Source organism: Halobacteriovorax sp. RT-2-4 (genome assembly GCF_047085445.1).
Lineage (GTDB): Bacteria > Bdellovibrionota > Bacteriovoracia > Bacteriovoracales > Bacteriovoracaceae > Halobacteriovorax_A.
In genome coordinates this window covers 304,548-325,054 of record NZ_JBKIXY010000001.1, presented here as the reverse complement: position 1 = coordinate 325,054, position 20,507 = coordinate 304,548, and the positions used below count along the sequence as shown (strand labels likewise).

Sequence of the window (20,507 nt, the reverse complement as noted above, 5' to 3'; positions counted from 1 at the left end):
TTATAAAGTATTTAAAATTGGAATATTTTCCAGTTGAATATTAGGCGGGGCCATTTGTCTAAGCTGCGCAGGAGTAAGTCTTGGAACTCCTCTACCTGGGCCATTAGAGCTTTCAGAAGCACAACTTTCTCCATCACACTCATTTACGACATACTCTGCCTTACCTTCATTTAACCCTGTAATAAATAGTTTTGGATCACTGAAGTTTTCAGTTGTAACTAATTTAAAGTCACCTTCTGTGGCCTTACACTCAACAGAGACAATATAGGCATAGTCATAAGACGATAACTCATATTCTTTACCATTCTCTAGTGAAGAATTAAGTGTGCTAACTTTCTCTTTGCGATTACCATCTTCATCTTCTTCAAAATATGTCTTTTTAAGCTTACAAGCACTAACCTTTGTCGCTTCAAAAGTTACAGAAATAGCAGGTTTGGAACCATTGAAATCAATATTAATATCTGCATCTGTACTTGCCGGTGCTGCTGGAGGTTCAGGTTGAGCTTCATCAGTAGGCTCTGTTGCTGCTGGTGGATCTGGCTCATTAATATCTAGCTCGTGCTGAGTATCCGCACCGCCACCTAAATATTCCTCAACTACTGTAGCAATAGTCGCTTCAATCGCACTTGAGCCTTGAGCAGCGTGAACACCGGCAAGTCTAACACCTGGGTTTGCAAGTAATCCAGGTCTCACTGATCCATTAGAACCAGAAGTTAATCTAGGTGCATTTACCTGATTCGTAATATCTGTAAACTCACCCTCAATTGTAATTCCATCATTAACAGCTGTCTTAGTGTCACTAGCTGTCTTTGCATCACTTGCTTTTTTATTAGCGGCCTTAATTAGCTCTATCTTATCATCTGTTCTGGCAATTGTATGGGCCAATTGTCTGGCCTTATCAACAATACGTTGTCCTGTTTCCTTTATTAGGCTTCCCGGATTTGTTGGAACAGGAAGATTAGCTTGAGTCGGAGCAGGAAGTCCGAGGGCCTTCTCTCCAGCAATTGCTCCTTGCGGAGTCCCATGTGGAGCGCGAGCTGGTCTTGTAATAAGAGCATTTGAGGTAGTTGATGCTATTTGCGGCGTCGTAGGCTTACCTGAGCTTACCGCCTGTCTTAGAACTTCACGACGAGCAGTTGAAGCAGCACTTGGGCCACTAATTAACTTATCAATGATAGATGGATCTCTTGATGTAACAAGGTCAAGAATCCCCTGTGCTCTTTGCTCACCACCTTTAGCAACATCTTTACGATAGGCCAAAGCAAGTAAGTCCATATCACTTAGGCGCTCGCCTCGAGTAATTTTACTTTCAATATTTTGGTAAGTCGTGGCCTTTTGAAGGTCACTTAAACCAGAAAAATCATAGATTCCATCCTTAACATCATCAAGACTACGAACAGCTCCATTCATTTGCGGAAGCTGAGTTTCTTTAAAAACAAAGTGTCTCTCTGCTCTCATGGCCTGACCTTGAGCAGTCTTAGCATCAGAAAGAATTTTAATATTATCAATATCAATACCAAACTTAAGGACAACACCTTTATCAGTTACTGTTCCTAGTCCTGAATCAATGATGGCCTGATAATTATCAGAACCTTTATTGATAATTAGACCACTTCCATCCTCAAGTAGCTTTCCTTCTTTTAATGTTTCCATACGCTTTCCTAAACGCGTATAGAAAACAACATTTGGGTTAGCGGCTTCATCAAATCCATTAATATAGCTTCTCACCTCTGGAATAACCTTATCAGATAAGAATCTTGCATTAGTTAACTTACCACCAGATTGGTTTTCAAGTCTTCTTAGCATCGCTGGAACTTGTGACTGATCATCAACAACAGCAACGGCCTTACTCGTCGTCGTTGGTGCCGGAAGTCCAAGAACCTTAGGTGGAGGTAGTGCAATAACAGATTGAGACTTTGGTGCGTTCAGCAATGTTTTAGTATTTAAGATTCCAATTGGTGCAGGAGATACATTTGTCGTTGTTGTCGCGACCTGTGTACCTTTAGCTGTTTTAGCGACAGCTGCACCAGTCGTAGAACCTGCACTTCGGCCAGCTCTTGTTGCACTCAGGGCCTCAGCACCATATCTTGCTACAGCTACACCATCGGTTGCAACACTAACAAGTGATAAACCAACGGCAATCTGACCACTAAGTTTTTGAGACTCAGCAGCTGCAATGGCCTCAATATTTTCTTCAGTTGAAGAAAGGCCAAGAGAGTGTTTTGTATCAGTTGTATCAAGCTGTTTATTAGCATCATTAATTTCTCTTACACCTACGGCCGCCTCACCAACAATTAGTGCAGAACTCGCTGAAGCAAGTGCAATCCCCACTGGGCTTCCGATTCCTGTCATGACAAGGGCGCCAGATAGTGCCATCCCTGCCCCGGCCATTGTGATATTTGCTAGCTTCCAAGTTTCATCATTGGCATAAATATCGCGCATCTGACTGCATAGGAATGATGCTTGCATATCTTGTAGGCCTGGAATTGCACGATTGTTCTTGAATGCTTGCGCAACAAGATATGGCCTATACTTTAGAAGATCCTTTAAATCGTCATCCATATCGTTAATATCTTTTGACGAAGATGGAATCTTGTCTTCAAGATCTTCTAAGTCTTCAAGCATATTTTCACTTACAGTCTTATCTAGATCTGCAAAATCACTTGTAGAAATTGCACTTGCTGGCTTACTTGTCCCAAATAAAGAAGTTTTCTCCGCACAGTCCTTTGCAAAGTCATTTGATGGTGCATGAAATTTCGAACGAAATTCATTTGTTGCGTAATACTTTCTAAAATCAGGGTTTTCATTAGAAAAACTCATTAAATTAGAAACATAATTATTCTGTTCCGTCGCGATAAAGTCTTTATACGCTCGAGAACTTCTTACAGTTGTACAATATGGTGTATCACCCATGTAGTAGTTTCCTACCTGAGATGAAGTTACACATGGAAATTTTGTCTTAATTTTATCACATTGATTATTGATTCCATCAAGTAGATCATTAACTTTTGATCTTAACTCTCCCTTATTAGTCTTTTTGATTTTTCCATCAGCGATGGCCTTTTTAAATTCATCTTTTGCACTATTTAGAATACCTAAAAAAGGCTCCTGTGCGAAACTTGGAGATTCCTTTAAAATTTTATCAATTGCACGATCAAGATTATTCTCACTAGCACCATCAGACTTAAGTTTATGAAGAATATAATTCTTCATTGAAAGTTCACTTCCAATTTTTAAACTATCATCTAGAAGAGATTTAATAGAAGAGTGTCTCTTAATTCGTCCAAAATCCTCAGAAAGAGTATTTAATTCAGAACTACTCACACTTTGTACTACTTGGTCATTACTACAAGCAACTTGAACAAGAGTATCACCAATATTTCTTGAACTCATAAAGAAAGTTCCAAGAGTATTATCTTCAGCTTGTGCACGGTAATCTTTTTCACAACGTGAAAGGATACCGACGCCTTTAGAAAGCCCTAGGCCAACACCCTTTTCAATACCTTCTTGATTCTCTTTTGCCTTAGCAACACTTTCTTTAATCTTAGCAATTCTATCTTTTTGTTCTAAACAAGAAGCATCGGCCATATTATCACGACAAAACTCTTCAACTTGTGAAGCAAGATCATCAAAGGCCTGCATCTTCTTTTCATCGTCTAATAATTCTTTCACAATTTGAGGAGTGGTATATTCGCTTGCAGAATTCTTACATGCTCTTGTACCAAAGTTAGAGCTACTACTTCCCTTTTGACGAGCATTAACACAAGCGCCACGCCCATCTTGACCTGGGCCAAATAGTAGAGGATTACATCTAAGCTTTAAAATTTTATTACCAAAGAAACTGGTCTCACATGAGATACTTTTTGGGATCTGACACTTACCATTTACTAGTGTAGACTTGTGTCCCGCAAGGAAGCACTCACTTGAAGCGGCGTATGCTTCTTCAATTAAGAATTGGAATGTATAACGATTTTTATACTTTCTTGCATTTTCAATTTTTTCATGAAAATCAACAATTGAATTATGATAGTACTGAAGCGTGATAAAGTTCTTATACTCTGGTTTAGTTAAATCAAGCGTATAAATACGTTGACCTACCTTAGCACTTGCAGTTGTTGATAGAACTACTGCTAGAACTAGAAAAGCTGAATATAAAAGTCGACTTATTTTTATCATCGCTACCTTATCGTCTGGCCATCAGAAATTACTTAATTATTATTTAAATTTTGATTAATTCAAACAACTTACGGGTTTTCATGTATAATTAGATGGTTATCTGTCAAATTTCGAAAATTTAGTGACTTATAAATGAGGCACTAGGGAGTTGAGCATGTCTAATTGGAAACTAGAAAAAAGCACAATTGCAATTGATGAAACAAACCACGCCCAGTACCAAATTCATATCTACGATTTAATACCTGATAAAATTGATGAGAATGTGCCAACAATCTATATCCAAGCAAATGTTCATGGAGCTGAGCTACAAGGGAATATGGCAATATTCAAACTCTTAAACCTTTTAGAAGACGAAGAGATAAATGCAAGAATTAGGATGATTCCTAATGCAAACCCATATGCGACATCGGTAAAGATGGGAACATATACTTATGGACGCTTTAACCCTATTACAGGAGATAATTGGAATCGAATGTATCTAAACCTCTTTGCTCAAAAAGAGGGACAAGGATTCATAAGTGAAGAAGAAATTAAGGCCTGTGAAAATAAGCAGGCTTATAAGGAACTTCTTAAAAGTAAATTTTCTGAATATAGAAGTTATCACAAGGCCTATGGAATCGATGAAAATAAGCAGCTCTTTATTACTCTTCAAGAATTAGCAAGTGATGCGGATATAGTCCTCGATCTTCACACAGCAGGTGTTGGTTGTCGCTATATCTACGGGCCAGATTATCTTAAAGAGAAAATGGCCGACTTTAATTTCCCTTTCCATCTCGTTATACCTCCTGAGTTTGGAGGAGCAATGGATGAGGCGTGCTTTTTTCCATGGGTAAAGTTTCATGAGGTTCATCAAAGTCAAAATGCTTTTGAATCCTACACACTAGAGTTAGGCAGTGAGGAAGTTATTGATTCTAAGGCCGGCCAAATAGATGCAATCAATATTTACAATTACCTTGTAAAGAGAGGTGTTATTGCTTCTGAGCAAATCAACACAAAAGAGAATACACAATACTTCTGCGAATTAAAGAATTACAAGGGCTTCTTTTCACCAAGTGCAGGCTTTATTGAGTATCACAAAGCTCCTGGAGAAAAGTTTAAGAAGGGTGAAAAGATCATGAGTGTCTATCACTTTGATAAACTTGAAAGCTTAGAAGAAGTTATCTCCCCTATCATTGCACCATGTGATGGTATTGTCATTAATCATGCCCCAAGTTCAAATGTGAAAAGGGGCATGAGTATATTAGAAGCTTTTACGAATTTTACGTTAAAGGAATCTTAAAGGCCTGTCTGTAGTGCGCGAATACGCTTATCAAGGCTTGGGTGAGAGCTAAAAAGCTCAGCAAAAGATGGCCCACTCGAAATCTTAAAAGCTGTAAGATTTGGATCTGAGTTATCAACCATTTTTGTACTCTGCTGAAGTTTTTGAAGAGCTGCAACCATTTTCTCACGGCCAGCTAATTTCGCGCTTCCTGCATCTGCTCTATATTCACGAAAGCGTGAAAACCACATCGTAATAGGCATAGCAAGTAGGCCAAAAATAATATCGAGAACAAAGACAAGCGCCATATGGGCAAAAGGCCCAAGTCCTGGTCCCTCTTCGTCATCAGAGCGAAGTGCATTTGAGATAACCATGGCCCCAATTCGCGATAAGATCATGACAAAAGCGTTTACCACACCTTGAACAAGTGCCATTGTCACCATATCACCATTTGCAATGTGAGCGACTTCGTGACCAATGACACCTTCTGCCTCATCACGACTCATTGTATGAAGCAGACCTGCAGAAACCGCAACCATTGAATTATTACGGCTTGGCCCTGTAGCAAAAGCATTTACTTCATTTGAGTTATAAATATAAACTTCTGGATTCTTAATTCCACTAGCGCGTGCATATTGATGAACTGCTTGAGCAACCCATCCATAATTAGGATCATTTGGAGAGATCTCTGTCATGCGATAGGCCATTTTTGCCATGAATTTAGAGAGGGCCAAAGATATAAAAGACCCACCAAGTCCCCAAACAGCACAGATGATGATCAGGGAATTATAATTCATCCCCGCTTCTGTCATATAGCCGCGGATACCAAGTAAATTAAGAACGATACCGATTGTGGCAACGACCAATATGTTTGTAAGTAAAAATAAACCAATTCTTAGCATTTTAGATTAACTCCTAAAAAATAATATTCTCAATATGATAGAGATTAATCGTAAATTTGGTCAATAAGACGAATTATTGTTTACAAAAAATTAACAATTCAAAGTAATAAACCAGAAAGGCCTAAAGAAATATAATAAATAACCGACTATTTAATAAGGAACTGTTAACGATTTTCATTTAAAAAGAGCAAAATGATCAACAATAAACACATTACAAGAAAAGAAATTTTATGGAATGCGATCATTTTTGCAGCAGTTATCTTTACGGCCATCGAAGCGCCGTTTTCATTTATCTTTCAAACTAAAATTCAACAGTGGCAACTCTTTTGTGACTTTGCAGTATCCTCGCTATTTGTTTGTGACTTGATTATTAGAATTCGTAAGAAGAGATCGCAGAATATGAGCTTTACGTCTAAGGCCCATAAGAATAAGTGGTATGCACTAATAGGGATCGATTTAATCGCCTCTATACCCTATGATATTTTAAGTTACGCATTTGGCTTTCATGCCTTTACTTATTTTAGGCTCTTTCGCCTAGTGCGAATTGCACGTCTCTTTGAGATGGTTTCAAATCTGGCCTTTGTTCCTAAGATGATTAAATTCACAGCTGTACTTACACTCTTTATGGTTGCTGTACACTGGATTAGTCTGTGCTGGATTATGATCACTCCTATTGACCAGTCTCTTGTACAAGATCGTGCAACTCACTATATCACTGCCATGTATTGGACAGTAACGACACTGACAACGATTGGGTATGGAGATATTACGCCAACAACTAATGAAGGGCGCCTCTTTACCATGGTTATTATGATCTTAGGCGTTGGTGTCTACGGTTTTGTTATTGGTACAGTCAACAAGATGGTCCAAGATGGTGAGCGCTATAAGCAGCAAAACCGTGAAAAAATGCATGATCTAGTTAGTTTTATGAAGCATTACAACGTTCCTGAACGTCTTCAGCAAAATGTTTATAGTTACTACAATCACCTTGTCACAAAAAGATTAACTGAAAATGATAATAAGATTATTAATGAACTGCCTCAAGCACTTCAAGGAGAGCTTACAGTTTATATGAATATAAAACTTATTCGTAATCTACCTATCTTTAAAACACTAAGTTCAAGTTGCTTAAAAGAAGTGGCCGCGGCCCTTGAGCAAAAATACTATGGCCCAGGCCAAACAATAATCAATATTGGTGAAACTGGACACGAAATGTACCTTATTGGTCACGGAAGTGTTGAGGTTATCCTGAGTGATGGAAATGTTGTTGCAACTCTTCACGAAGGCCAGTTCTTTGGAGAGAGTGCTCTTTTACACGACACCAAGCGAAACGCTAATGTTCGCGCCATTGGTTATTGTGAGCTTTATAGACTTGATAAAGATCAATTTGATGAAATCACAACTCGTCATAATGACCTACTCGTTAGTATCACAAGTTTAACAACTCGCCGTTCCACAGATCGTTCAGAGCGTCACAGCCCAAGCGTGAAACGTGTTCAGCAAAAGCTTAAGGATCAGGAAAAAAACGAACCAGAAGCAGCTTAAATTCAACTCAAAAACGCTTGTTGCCTTTTAATCACCCCCATTCTTTGTTAAGATATTCTAATATTTTGGAGGAAACACAATGATGTTAGATAGTACAATTGCAAAGGAAGTTATCGACTACGCACTTCTTCGCGGCGCTGACTTTGCAGAAATTTTTGTCGATCGCCAAACGTTTGAATCAATCAGCATTAAGAGTTCGAATGTTGAAAATATTGAAAACGGAATTAACTTCGGAATTGGTATCCGTTTATTTTATGGAACAAAAGTTCTCTACGGTTATACAAATTCAACAAATAAAGAAGAACTGCTCGATATTGTTTCATCTTTAAGTGCAAAAGATCTTCGTGATCCTCTCGTTACTGCAACAAATTTTAATTTTGAGAAACCAATTCAAAATCACTTTGTTCAAACTGGACTTAAAAACAATATTTCTCTTGATCAAAAAATTCCACTTCTACTTGAAATTGATCGCCTGACTCGTGGGACAACAGATAAGATCACACAAGTTCCAATTGGAACAAGTCAACGCTTCCAAGAGGTTGAAATTTTCAACTCTGAAGGACTTCACGTCACAGATGAGAGAAACTATGTACGCCTTAGAGCGTCTTGTATTGCATCTGACGGAACGATTCAAGATAGTGCTGGTTATTCACCAGGAGCGATGCTTGGGTGGGAGTTCATTCAAGGTCAAGACCCTAAGTATATTTCGGAAAAACTGGCAAAAGAAGTTTTAACTAAGCTTAAGGCAAAGCCATGCCCGGCCGGAAAAATGCCAGTAGTAATTGATAATGGTTTTGGTGGCGTTATCTTCCACGAAGCTTGTGGTCACTTACTAGAAACTACTTCAGTTGCTAAAAAAGCTTCTGTTTTCTGGGATAAGATGGATCAAATGATTGCCTCTAGTGTAGTTAGTGCCGTTGATGATGGTACTAATCAAAACTACTGGGGTTCAATCAATATCGATGATGAAGGAATGAAGACACAAAAGACTCAACTTATTAAAGACGGTAAGCTTACAAGCTTTATGGTTGATAAGATGGGTTCAATGAAGACTGGTTTTGAGCGTACTGGTTCTGGACGTCGTGAAAACTATAAATATGCACCAACTTCACGTATGAGAAATACTTATATTGAAGCGGGTAAGGATAAGTTTGAAGATATGATCGCTTCAATTGATCACGGTATCTACTGTGCTCAAATGGGTGGTGGTTCAGTAAGTCCTGGTACAGGTGAATTTAACTTCTCTGTTATCGAAGGTTACGAAATTAAGAATGGAAAAATTGGAGATCCTGTAAAAGGGGCCACTCTAATTGGAACAGGCCCAGATGCTTTAAAGCAAATATCAATGGTTTCAGATAATCTTGATTTTGCGGCCGGTGTTTGTGGTTCAATTTCAGGTGGAGTAAACACAACAGTTGGACAACCTGCCCTTAAAGTTGATGAAATTCTTGTGGGTGGAGGTAAATAATGAGTAAGAATAAAACAGAGCTACAAAAAGACTATATTAACCGCACCCTTAATATGGCAAAGGATATGGGAATCGATAACGTTGACGTTATCATCTCAGGATCTGAGTCATTTTCACTTAAGGCCGAACAAGGTGAATTAAGTGAATATAAGAAGTCAAATACTGGAGCTCTTGGAGTACGAGTTGTAAAGGATCAAAGAATCGGACTAAGTTTTACAGAGGACTTAAGTGACGAAGCGATTCGCACAACCTTATACAATGCTTCTCAAAACTCAAAGTTCTCAAAAATAGATGAGTACCAAATAATCGAAGAAGGAATCTCTGTCGATGACGCTAATCCTAGTGTGAATATCGCTCACACACCAGATGCAAATGAGATGATTGAAAAGTCTCTCTATCTAGAATCAGAAGTAAGGCGTCGTGATGAAAATTGCCAAAGTGCTCCTTATAACGGGATTGCAGAAGGTGTTTCAAACTTTGCCATTGGTAACTCAAAAGGTGTTCTTTGTACTCATCAATCAAAGGCATACACAGCATATACCTCGGCCCTTGTTAAAAAGGGAGATAAAAATGCTATGCACTACCTAGCAGATACCAAGAGAGACTTTAGGGATCTTGACTATGATAAGGTCATCAATGGATCGCTAGAAGTAGCTAATAATTTCATCGATGCTAAACAAATTAAAACTGGTGACTATGACGTAAATTTTGAAATTGATTTATTTGATAATATTCTCTCAAGCTTTATGCTTCTATTTAGTGCACGTTCGGCCATCGATAAGTCAAATCCATGGCGTGACAAGCTAGGAGAATTAGTTGCTGACTCTCGCCTAACATTTAAAGACGACCCTTTCTACGTTGGTGGTTATAGTGTTTGTCCATTTGATGGAGAGGGAAAAAAGAAACAAGTAAATACTCTTTTAGAAAATGGTAAACTTGCCCAGTTTCTACACAATAGTGCCACAGCAAAAGAGCTAGGTCTTGCCAATAACTTCTGTGCCACTCGTGGAGCGAAGTCTGCACTAGGAGCAACGACTTCAAACTTCATCATTGAAGCTGGTACAAATACAAAAGACGAATTTAATTCTAGACGTTATGTCGAAATCCTAACAGCTCAGGGCCTTCACAGTGGGATTAGACCAATTAGTGGTGAATTCTCACTTGGTGTAAGTGGGCGTGTATGGAATAACGGTGAAATTGAAGGTTATTTTAAAGATGTAACAGTTAGTGGTAACTTCTTTAAAATGCTAAGTGAAATTGAGCTAATTGGTGACAAGCTTGAAGAATCGAGTGACCACTCATTCTTTACACCAAAAATTCTTTTCAAAGATTTAATGATTGCAGGATCATAATACTGAAAGATTAAAAAAGAAGGCCGCTTATCGCGGCCTTTTTTATTTGAGCATTTTTGGAAATGCAGATTCTTGATAGCGTTGAGAAATCAGTTCAAATAGGGTTACACCTTCACGCTCCCACTCCTTATCATCTCTTTGAAAAAGGTTTTGGCGCTGGCGCTTATCTTTAATATTTGAAATATAATTTTTAAGTTGGCCTGCAGTCATCTTTTGATCACCAAGCATAACCATCGCACCATCATCCATATCAAAAAGTCCGTCAGTCTCATCAAGGTTATCAAATGAAATTGCAGCAATTGATCCATCAGCTCCGATACCATCCGTACCAGCGCCACCTGAACCATTTAGGCCATCGCCACCACTTCCAGCTCCATATCCTTTTGCTGCGCGTGCGTTCTTAGAGTTTGAAGAGAGTGCATCTGGATTGATTTCCCCTTGAGTATAACCTTCACCAGATAAACTTCCATCACCACGGCCCTGATTGGCCATACGATTTTTAATACGAGATGCCGCTGAACTTCCTAGAGTTGAATTAAGGAAAGAATCTGTAAGTGAAGAAAGGTTTGAGTTATGCTCAGCACTTCTTTTATCTGCAATTCTTTGAAGAGAAGCAAATTCACCACTCTTACCACGTTTTGCAAGGGTGTCTTTCATTAGTTGTGTATCTTTACGTCTCTTAGCATTGCGATCAAGCTGCTTTCTAATACCATTACTTAAACGAGAAATAGCTGAGTTAGTTGAATTTCCACCTGTTTGAAGTTTTCCACTAACTGTCGAATCAAGAGTTTTTTCACCCTTAAGTGCATCAGCAAATTTAACGCCTGCAGTACTAAAACCACCTAACCAATTTGTAAACTGGCCAAATCCATTATTTAATTGAACGTCTGGAATACCACGGTGTGTTTGCTTGCGCTCAACATTAGTGGAAGCATTAATACCGTCGTTAACAGTATGATAGTAATTATGCATTTTTAAAGCATATGCTGCCGTTCCAGAAAGGTTTGCTAGTGTTTGTCCCATGAAATTATTAAGTTTTGCAATTAACATTTCAAAGTACGGAATAAGACCAGGTGTTATATAGTAGTCAAGACGACTCACCTTTGGTGCATAAAAATGGTAACGATAAGCATATTGGGCAAATTCATCGGCCATTCTTCTACGGTCTTCAGTTTCTTTTTCATCACCATTATCTTCTGAAACAAGAGTCGATAAGAAATAGCCTCTTGCATGGTCACGATAGAAATTTGTGATTCGATCATTAAACACATAGTAATTGTGGATATCATTCTTTCCAGCATTAAATGGAATCTTTGTGCGTGAAGTATAATTTGTCGAATACAGGCTCGACATATCTGGTAAGAACGGATCTAGTAGTTTAAGTGCAACACTTCCCTCTTTTTTAGCATAAGTATTTCTCGTACAAGCACCTGCAGCAAGTTCCTTATTACAGACATCATTATTCTGGGAGTGAAAACTCATACATTTAATCTTGTATTTTCGGCCGACTGGAACGCGTGCAATCTTCCAAGTCGAGCTGGTTCTTGGTCCACAAATATTTTCTGGCCCTCTTTCAGGGTCAAGATCAACATCGTAGTCACTACCAAATAGTATCCCACCTGTTGTGATATTTACGAGATTTCCAATAAGACTATTCTTATGGAGTCCAAAGAACTTCATTAACTTCATAATCCAACATACAGGATAGAGACACTTCTTACCAAGAGTGTACCTCTTTCCATTGTATTTGATGTAATTCCAATTGTATTCCTTAAGCCACTGCACAGTGTATTCAAAAAGGGCCGTACCAGCGCTAATATTTTGTAGAGTTGCATCTTCAATGGCCTTAATCTTCATCAGGGCCATATCACGTAAAAAGAGAGTAAAGTCCATACCATGGCCCTTTGCTGTCTCTTTTCTTGCATCTGTAAAAGTAACCTTACCATTTTGAACAAACTCTCCGTAACGAGAAGATTTTGTACACTCACCACTTCCAATACAAGCAGTTACTTGATCTAGGGTTTGCACAAAATAGTCTTGTTCTCTATCTCTAAGAGAATATCCATCATTTTTAACAACAGCATTTCCTAGAGAGTTTTCTTCAACAGCGGACTCACCACCAAGGGCCTCAACACCTTGCTTTTCTTTTTCTGTGATTGTTTGCATATAGTCTTTATCAGAAACCTTCTTACAGTTTCCACCAGTCTCATCACAAACTTCTTTTTCATTATTTAAAACGTAAGTGTCATACTTTCCTAACCCATTACAATTAGCAAGGTAATTGGCCTCAACATCTGGCTGAAGCCAGTCTTCTGGACTCATCGGCCCTACAGTATCAACACAACGACACATCATCTCAAGAGATCTTTTCTTTAAAACAGAATAGAGTTTAAATTGAGAGTGCTTATACTTAATGGCCTCAAAACGAACCACATCGCGAATATTATAGCGTCCAGCACCAGACTTAGGATCATTGCCATCAAAAGTTTCAAGAAACTTTGCATCGTCTTTCATGTAGTAATTTACAATATTATTACGTGCTTCTGGTGTAAGCTTTCCGTTATAGAATAAGTGAAGGAATATTTTCTTTTCATTCTTTGGTAAATCTTCAATATAATTTGTGATCTCTTTTAAGGCCTCTTCACCCACAGTGTAATCAAATTCATCCCACAGCGGTTTACCACGTCCTACGATAGAGGGATCGAAGCGAGAAAAATTAAATCCACGCATTGAATTCGTTTGAATATTCCAATTATACGGTTGGTTGTCTGTTCCAGTATAACTTCCACTAGCAGGACGATATGTATTGTACTGAGACTTAATATGAAAGAAGTCACCTTCGTCCTTACCACCAGTAGTATAGTCCATTGCATACATCATCATCATAACTTCAAAGTAGTCATTTGACTGAGCAGATAAAAAGTCACCAAATAGATTTACACGACAAGACTTCATATCTGAGACGTAAACATCTTCAAATAGAGGTGAAGCATTTTGATGGCCATTATAAAGAGTGTAGTCAGGGTCAGTTGTCTCCTTCCCAGTCATCATTGAAATATAATTTGCCTCTACGACTCCATCATTAATAGTAATCTTAGCGTTATCAATACATTGATTAACAAGTTTCATACGAGTGCTATGGTCTGAACCGAGAGGAGCACCCTTATTGGCACAAGAAACAATAGCATTTTGATATGGGGCCGCAAATTTATTAAAGGCATCACTTGAGTTTTGAGGATGCTTTGGATTTGCCTGCGTCTCTTCTTTAAAGTGATCTAGTAATTTAGTGGCCTCACTTGTTTTTGCAGCAACTTGTTGTTGATGAGAGTACTCTGTTGAGACACCAACGTATAGCTGCTCAAAACATTCCTTACGAGGGTAACGAGTTGGAGCATCATTATCATATACTCTTTCAGGTTTTGATAAACATGAATTGTACTCACTATCAACAGTTGCCATATATGTACTAGCTCTAGAGCTTGTGACCTGATTATTTGATAGTAAAGCACTCAATTTTGACTTAAGTGTAGAGACCTTAGATTGAATCTCTGATGAATCACCTGCATTGCCAAAGGCATGGGCACTAGGAATTAATAAATTCATCAGCTTTGAGAATGTTGGTAGAATTGGAGCACAAACTCCATTTGAGTTTTTAAATAGAGACTCACAACACTCACCGCCTTTATCAGGTCGTTGACCAACACTGAAACAACTTGAGCACTTATAATTTGCACGACATACTTTTCGAGTCTTATCACATGAATTTGAACAACATTCGCTATCTTTTGAACAAGAGTCTTTTTCAATACTACATGTATTAATATTTGTTAGACGCTTCATCTTCTTGCATGAGCCAGACTCACAAAAGTCTTCTAAAGGAGAACAAGCTTGATTTTCTTTTTTTGAAACCAGACACTTCTCATAAACATGTTTTGAATTTGAATAAAGAGGAAGTCCACATACTGTACCTTTCACACATTGATTAGTTGGTGAATAACATGGGCCACCTTTTGGAATAAATTTTGCTTCTGTATAAATTAGAAGAGATAATTCTCTAGCACGAGTGTTTACGGGCTTTTTCTTTACTTTATCAATGAGAAATTGAATATATTCATCACTAGTGCCATCAAGGTTTTCTTTCATATAAGCTTTTAAAGCTTTCTTATCGATTTCTTTTCCCTTGCCAACAATTGCCTCTAGCTTTTTCGCTTCTTCAGTAGCAAGCTTGGCCATTTCATTTGAAGCATAGGTATGAAAATTGAACAAGGTAGTGAATGTGAATAATATTATGAGACGAAACATATTTCCCTCTTAATTCCCTTAAGATTAAATTTATATATATTTTATCGGAATAATGAGTAATTTACTCAAGCAGAATATAAATCTTTAATTTTAGGTACAAAATTCGGAAAATCAACAACTTGCGTGTGCCAACTTAATGCCACACACAAGTGTAATATTAGATACTTAGCTTTTACTTAGCTTTAGCGATTGCTTCGTCAATCATGGCCTTACGAGTGGCCGCATCTTTCCATCGATCCCTAGCATCTGGTGCTAATTTATGAATCGGATCAAAATAAGTGAATAACTTATCTGGCTTAACATAAGGTGCTCGCCAAACAGAGATTCCATTTTCTTGATCATAGTACTCATAAGAAGCAACATGGCGTTTTCCACCACCTCCAGGAAGGTCACATACAAAAGTAGGAGTATTGAAACCAGCAGTCGTACCACGAACGGCCTTTTCTAGCTCTTCACCTTCTGCAAGAGTTGTTCTGAAGTGCTCACAACCAGGAACCATATCGTGCATATAAACATAGTATGGCTGTATATTCATATAACCAAGCTTACGAGTTAATAGAACCATCGTATCAACATGATTATTTACACCCTCTTGAAGTACGGCCTGGTTACGAACAAGGATACCTTCGCTAAAAAGACGATCCATGGCCATTTGAGACCATTTCGTAATTTCAAGTGGAGAAGAAAAGTGAGTATGGATCACCATTTGTTTTCCAAAACCCTTGGCAAGATTATTAACCTTAATAAGCGCTTCCATCCACGCATCATCTGTTAAGATCTTTTGTGGAAAAATTGCAATCCCTTTCGTAGCATAACGAATACGACGGATATGAGGTATCTTTAATAAGTTTTCACCAATGTATTGAATCTGCTTAGGGTTAAGCATGAATGCATCCCCTCCAGAGATAACAACATCCTCAACTTTTGGGTGAGCTGCAAGGTATGCAAATACATTATCCCAATGCTTCTGATTTGCACCATATGATTCTTTTTCAACTGTCTCAGTAGAGCCACCAATAACACGAGAGCGTGTACAATAAGCACAGTAAACTGGACAAATTGTTAGAGGTAGAAAAAGGACCTTATCTGGATAGCGGTGAGTTAGCATTGGAACTGGTGAGTCGACATCTTCACTTAAAGAGTCGGCCATATGCATTGGGTGATCTTCTAGGAATTGAGATCCAATAGGAAGGAATTGCTTTCTTAAAGGACAGTTTACAGGGTCATCCCAATCAATTAATGCAAATACATATGGAGTGATACGAATATTCATTGGAGTTATATGTTGACCTTGCTTTAGGTCTTCAAAAAACTCATCTGAAATTTTATCACCAAGAACTTTTTTAACTTGGTCAATTTTTCGAATCGAATTCTTAAGTTGCCACATATGATCTGAGAACTCGCCTCTAGTAACATTTTCCCAAGCAGGAATTTGTTTCCAAAAGTCATCATTTCTAAAATTTCTGTGTTCTAAATCTGGAATCTTCGAGTGATCTACGCCTTGATCAATTGTCGTCATAAAATAATCCTTGAATGTAATTTTACATATTATATCCTAAAAAATTCCTTTTTAGGAAACGCTAAACGTGTCATTATTAATATATGGAAAAACCTAATTTAGATTATACCTCAGATGTTTTAGATAATGTCACTAGACAGATTTCATGCGAGAGCGTCAACTCTTTTCTCTTCGCTCAAGGTTACTATCACGGCAAAGATCGTTTAATGCAAATGGAGATGTTGCGTCTAATCGCACAAGGTCGTTTGTGTGAGTGCATTAAAGATAGTGAGGAAACTTTTGCAATTGATAAGTATATGCGTGAGTTGGGTATTAATCACTATGCTAAAGAAGAAGTACAAAATATTGATGAAGAAACAAATAGCTTATTAACACACTATGTAGATGGGATAAATAAGGCCATTCACGAAGCTTATCCCTTTGAATTCAAAATTCTTGGCCACAAACCAAGTGCGTGGACAATAAGTGATACAATCCTAACAATTAAAGCAATGAGCTTTCTAGGACTGGCCCAAGGGCAACAGGATCTAGAGAAATTAATTATTCAATTACTACAGAATGCGCAAAAATTAGACGACAAAAACGATCAACAAACACAGGTCGAAAGAATTAAGTCACTGGCCAAAGGTGCTCTTGATACAATTACAGATAGTGAAGTTAATCTTGTTAATAAAGTTAGAATCTACAATCCACTTATTCCTGAAAGTTATAAATTTTTAAAAAACATTCCAAAGATTCAAGCTTCAAATAACTGGGTTTCAAATATGCAGGGACATGCAATACATGCCTGTGACCCGCATTTAGAATGTAATCGACTTCCTGCAATTTGGTATGAAATAAAGGCCAATATAAAAAATGTTGGTAACTTTTTTGGTATTTCTATGCCTGGTGTACCAGGATTTGTTATGGGAAGAAGTGATGATACGGCCTTTTCTTTCACATACGGCTTCATGGATATGGTAGATCACTTCATTGAAGAGGTCCGTGATAATAAGTATCGTTTTGAATCAAACCTATTTGATTTCAAAATAAGAAGAGATCTCATTAAAAGAAAGAAGAAAGAAGATGTTGAAATATATATGCGTGAAACTCATGCTGGCTTTCTTGAAGTCAATAGTGAGCTAGAGAGCATAACTGATGGACACTACTTATCGATGGCGTGGTCATGTCGAAAAAGAGGTGGCGCAAAAACACTAAAGGCCATCATAGATCTTCTCTACGCAAAAAATGTCGATGATTTATTCGCATGTGTTTCTAATGTGGCCATTAGCTGTAATTGGCTATTATCAGATTCAAGCGGAAATATTGGTTACCATCAATCTGGAGTACTTCCAAAGAGGGCCCATTCTGGCCTATACCCTGTTGAAGGTTATTTTAAGCAAAATATCTGGCAAGGTTATCATGAAGGCAATCAGCTATATCATTACAAAAACCCTGATATTAAAATAATTGCAACTGCTAATAATCGAATTCAGCATGAGCAATTCCCAACGGCCATCAATGCGCCGATGGCATCTTATCGAAAAGATAGAATTGAAGAGCTATTGATTGGCAACAAAGATCATAACGTTGAAATGTTTAAAAAGATGCAATCTGACACATTCTCAAGACAAGCAGATCTTTATATTAACGTTTTTCATTCAGTCTTTGAAAAGAATGAGATAGGCCAACGCCTAATAAATTGGAAGCGCAACTATGATGTCGACAATTGTGAAGCAACTTTATTTGAAGATTTCTATCGCACCCTACTTAAAGACTTCTTTAGTGATCACCTTCTAGGAGAACAAGTCACAACTTATTGTATGGATGAAACGTCAATTATCGCTGACTTCTACGGTTTATTTGATCGTATTTTCCTAACAAATGATATTGACCATATTTGGTTTAAAGATAAAAAAGAAAAAGAACACTATATTCAAAAAGCACTAGAAAAAAGTCAACTCCAAGCACCAAAGAATATGCGCTGGGGAGATAAGAATCGTTATAAGATGAAGCATATTTTATTTGATGGAAAACTCCCTGCTTTCCTAGGCTTTGATATTGATAATGTTGAAATACCAGGCAACCGATCGACCATTACCCAAGGGGCAGTCTATGAGGCCCATGGTAGGACGACTTCTTTTGTACCTTCATGGAAAATGGTTACTGACCACAATCAAGCAGACGTCTACACAGTCTTACCAGGAGGCTTAAGTGATCGCAGGTTCTCAAATAACTACAAAAGTGATGTAAGTAACTGGATTAATGGGCTTTACCGCCACAATGTCATCACGAATGGTAAGTGACTAACCTATTAATACTTGGTCTGTAAGCTTTACAGGCCAAAGCTGCTATTCAAATAAATTTGCTATAAAGAGAGAATGAAAACTCTATTTATATCGCTACTAATTGCCTCGTCACTGCCTTTAACAATTAAGGCAAAAGAATATAATAGTTTAGACTTTCAAAAGTCTGCGGCCTCATATGATAAGCAGCTTCAAGCTGCTTTGATGGACTTCGTTTATGAGACAAAAGACATTGCCTATCAAACGACTTTTACTCCACGTTATATTGTTCGCTACCACGAGAGACTGGAATTAATAGCGGCCTACGAACAACTCGACTACTTACTACATGTACATGATGAAGCAGTAGAAAAAATCACTCATCATATAAGAAAGAAAAATAACGCCAAGGCACTAGAGCTTATAAGAATTCGTACTTCCAAGTACAAAGCAATGCTGTCACTTATGAACTACATGATGATGTCAGGTGAAAACTTTATCTCAGTCTTTTCAGATGACTTTGAAGATATAAATTACGAGTCGAAACATTTTGAAGCAGATTTCAAAGAAACAAAACGTCAATTAAGCGACTCCAATCGTGTAAATAATCAGACAGGCAGAAATCATATCTCAGCTCCTTATAATCGCTATCAACTGAGATACATTAAAGCTGCGACAATCACAGATTTTCACAATCTCGACGATGAAGTGTTAAAGCTTGCAGGTAACGATAAGGGCCTAAAGCTTCTTGTTGAAGATATTGAAAATGATATTGAAGAAGCTCGCCAAGAGCTAACTTCATTTAAAAGCTTACTTAGAGAAACAAGTTGGAATGCTGGCCGCTATACAATCTTCTACAATATCAAAGAATTTATTTTAAAAAGTTTTAGCTATATTGCCCTGCCTATAAAGCATGCAATAAAGGTAGATGAGCTTAAGAAAATTTCTGAGGCAGAATTTGAACCAGGAGACGTTGGTGCAATCCAACGATATGGAAAGTTATCTAATCTCGTATTTAAAGGTAACTGGACCCATGGCCTAATGTTTATTGGAAAGTATTCTAAATTTAATAATTACTTTAAAGACGATATAGAAACAAATGAAGTTTTTGCAAAAAGGTGCGTTAGCGAATTCATGAAATGCCAGGACTATATGTCGTATTTAAAAGAGAAATATCCTGAGTCTATGAAAGAATATGAAGATAGTGAAAAACAGGGTAGGCCATATGTAACACTTGAAGGACTAAAGCCAGGTGTTGTTTTTATGGAACTAGGTCCATCAATGGCCTGGGATAATTTGGTTATTCTTCGACCTAACCTAACAAAGAAAGATAAGGCGCTTGCACTAGAGCGTACATTTAAAAGTATTGGAAAGAAGTATGATTATTCATTCAATGGAAATTCGTATTCTCGTTTCGTTTGTACGGAACTTATTCAATACTCTTATGAAACAAATCCTAATGAAGACAAGCAAGGAATTGAATGGGATGTAAACCTTGTGATGGGCAAGCCTGCAATGTATGGCTTTGATTTAGTACAAACATTCATCAATCAAATAGAAGACCCTACTCGTAAAAATCAATTAAGTCTTGTCGTCTACATGAAAGGACTTAAGAAAAAAGAACTTGAGCAAAAGGGAAAGACTCCGGATTTTGGAACGGCCAAAAGAGGAACAATACAAGAATTAAAAGAAACATTATAAGAAAAAGAAAGGCCGCTTAA

Annotated in this window: 10 protein-coding genes; 6 read left to right on the top strand and 4 right to left on the bottom strand. The window is 37.7% G+C overall.

Going from position 1 to position 20,507, the window contains the following annotated elements; genetic code table 11:
• Complete coding sequence (locus ACMAYL_RS01450; protein WP_412470623.1) at nucleotides 1-4,176, bottom strand: hypothetical protein; 4,176 nt, start codon at nucleotides 4,174-4,176, stop codon at nucleotides 1-3.
• Between the two features lie 154 nt (nucleotides 4,177-4,330).
• Here ACMAYL_RS01450 and ACMAYL_RS01445 point away from each other — a divergent pair, with 154 nt between their 5' ends.
• Entirely contained in the window at nucleotides 4,331-5,455 is a 1,125-nt protein-coding gene (locus ACMAYL_RS01445; protein WP_412469538.1) for a succinylglutamate desuccinylase/aspartoacylase family protein, read from the top strand.
• Here ACMAYL_RS01445 and htpX read toward each other — a convergent pair.
• A complete protein-coding gene (gene htpX, locus ACMAYL_RS01440; protein WP_103217210.1) occupies nucleotides 5,452-6,336 on the bottom strand; it encodes a protease HtpX in 885 nt (294 codons plus the stop codon). The genes ACMAYL_RS01445 and htpX overlap by 4 nt on opposite strands.
• A 192-nt stretch (nucleotides 6,337-6,528) precedes the next feature.
• On the opposite strand from htpX, the gene ACMAYL_RS01435 reads away from it, so the two are divergent.
• From ACMAYL_RS01435 to ACMAYL_RS01425, 3 genes are all read left to right on the top strand, one after another.
• The gene (locus ACMAYL_RS01435) at nucleotides 6,529-7,881 is read left to right on the top strand and encodes a cyclic nucleotide-gated ion channel (RefSeq protein ID WP_103217209.1); all 1,353 of its coding nucleotides are present in this window, start codon (nucleotides 6,529-6,531) and stop codon (nucleotides 7,879-7,881) included.
• 82 nt (nucleotides 7,882-7,963) lie between these two features.
• Entirely contained in the window at nucleotides 7,964-9,349 is a 1,386-nt protein-coding gene (locus ACMAYL_RS01430; RefSeq protein WP_103217567.1) for a TldD/PmbA family protein, read from the top strand.
• Nucleotides 9,349-10,701 (top strand): TldD/PmbA family protein, encoded by a 1,353-nt coding sequence (locus tag ACMAYL_RS01425; protein ID WP_412470622.1) that lies wholly within the window; start codon nucleotides 9,349-9,351, stop codon nucleotides 10,699-10,701. Before ACMAYL_RS01430 ends, ACMAYL_RS01425 begins: the two co-directional genes overlap by 1 nt.
• Before the next feature lie 42 nt (nucleotides 10,702-10,743).
• Here the strand turns inward: ACMAYL_RS01425 and ACMAYL_RS01420 are convergent, their stop codons facing one another.
• Both ACMAYL_RS01420 and ACMAYL_RS01415 read right to left on the bottom strand, forming a co-directional pair.
• Nucleotides 10,744-15,003, bottom strand: a complete 4,260-nt coding sequence (locus ACMAYL_RS01420; protein ID WP_412470621.1) for a hypothetical protein — start codon at nucleotides 15,001-15,003, stop codon at nucleotides 10,744-10,746.
• Between the two features lie 172 nt (nucleotides 15,004-15,175).
• Nucleotides 15,176-16,522 (bottom strand): KamA family radical SAM protein, encoded by a 1,347-nt coding sequence (locus ACMAYL_RS01415; protein ID WP_412470620.1) that lies wholly within the window; start codon nucleotides 16,520-16,522, stop codon nucleotides 15,176-15,178.
• A gap of 83 nt (nucleotides 16,523-16,605) precedes the next feature.
• On the opposite strand from ACMAYL_RS01415, the gene ACMAYL_RS01410 reads away from it, so the two are divergent.
• Together ACMAYL_RS01410 and ACMAYL_RS01405 are read left to right on the top strand one after the other, a co-directional pair.
• Nucleotides 16,606-18,807: a penicillin acylase family protein gene (locus ACMAYL_RS01410; protein ID WP_412469534.1), complete on the top strand. Its 2,202-nt coding sequence runs from the start codon at nucleotides 16,606-16,608 to the stop codon at nucleotides 18,805-18,807.
• A 75-nt stretch (nucleotides 18,808-18,882) separates the two neighbouring features.
• Nucleotides 18,883-20,487, top strand: a complete 1,605-nt coding sequence (locus ACMAYL_RS01405; RefSeq protein ID WP_412470619.1) for a hypothetical protein — start codon at nucleotides 18,883-18,885, stop codon at nucleotides 20,485-20,487.
• The last annotated feature ends 20 nt before the right edge of the window (nucleotides 20,488-20,507 follow it).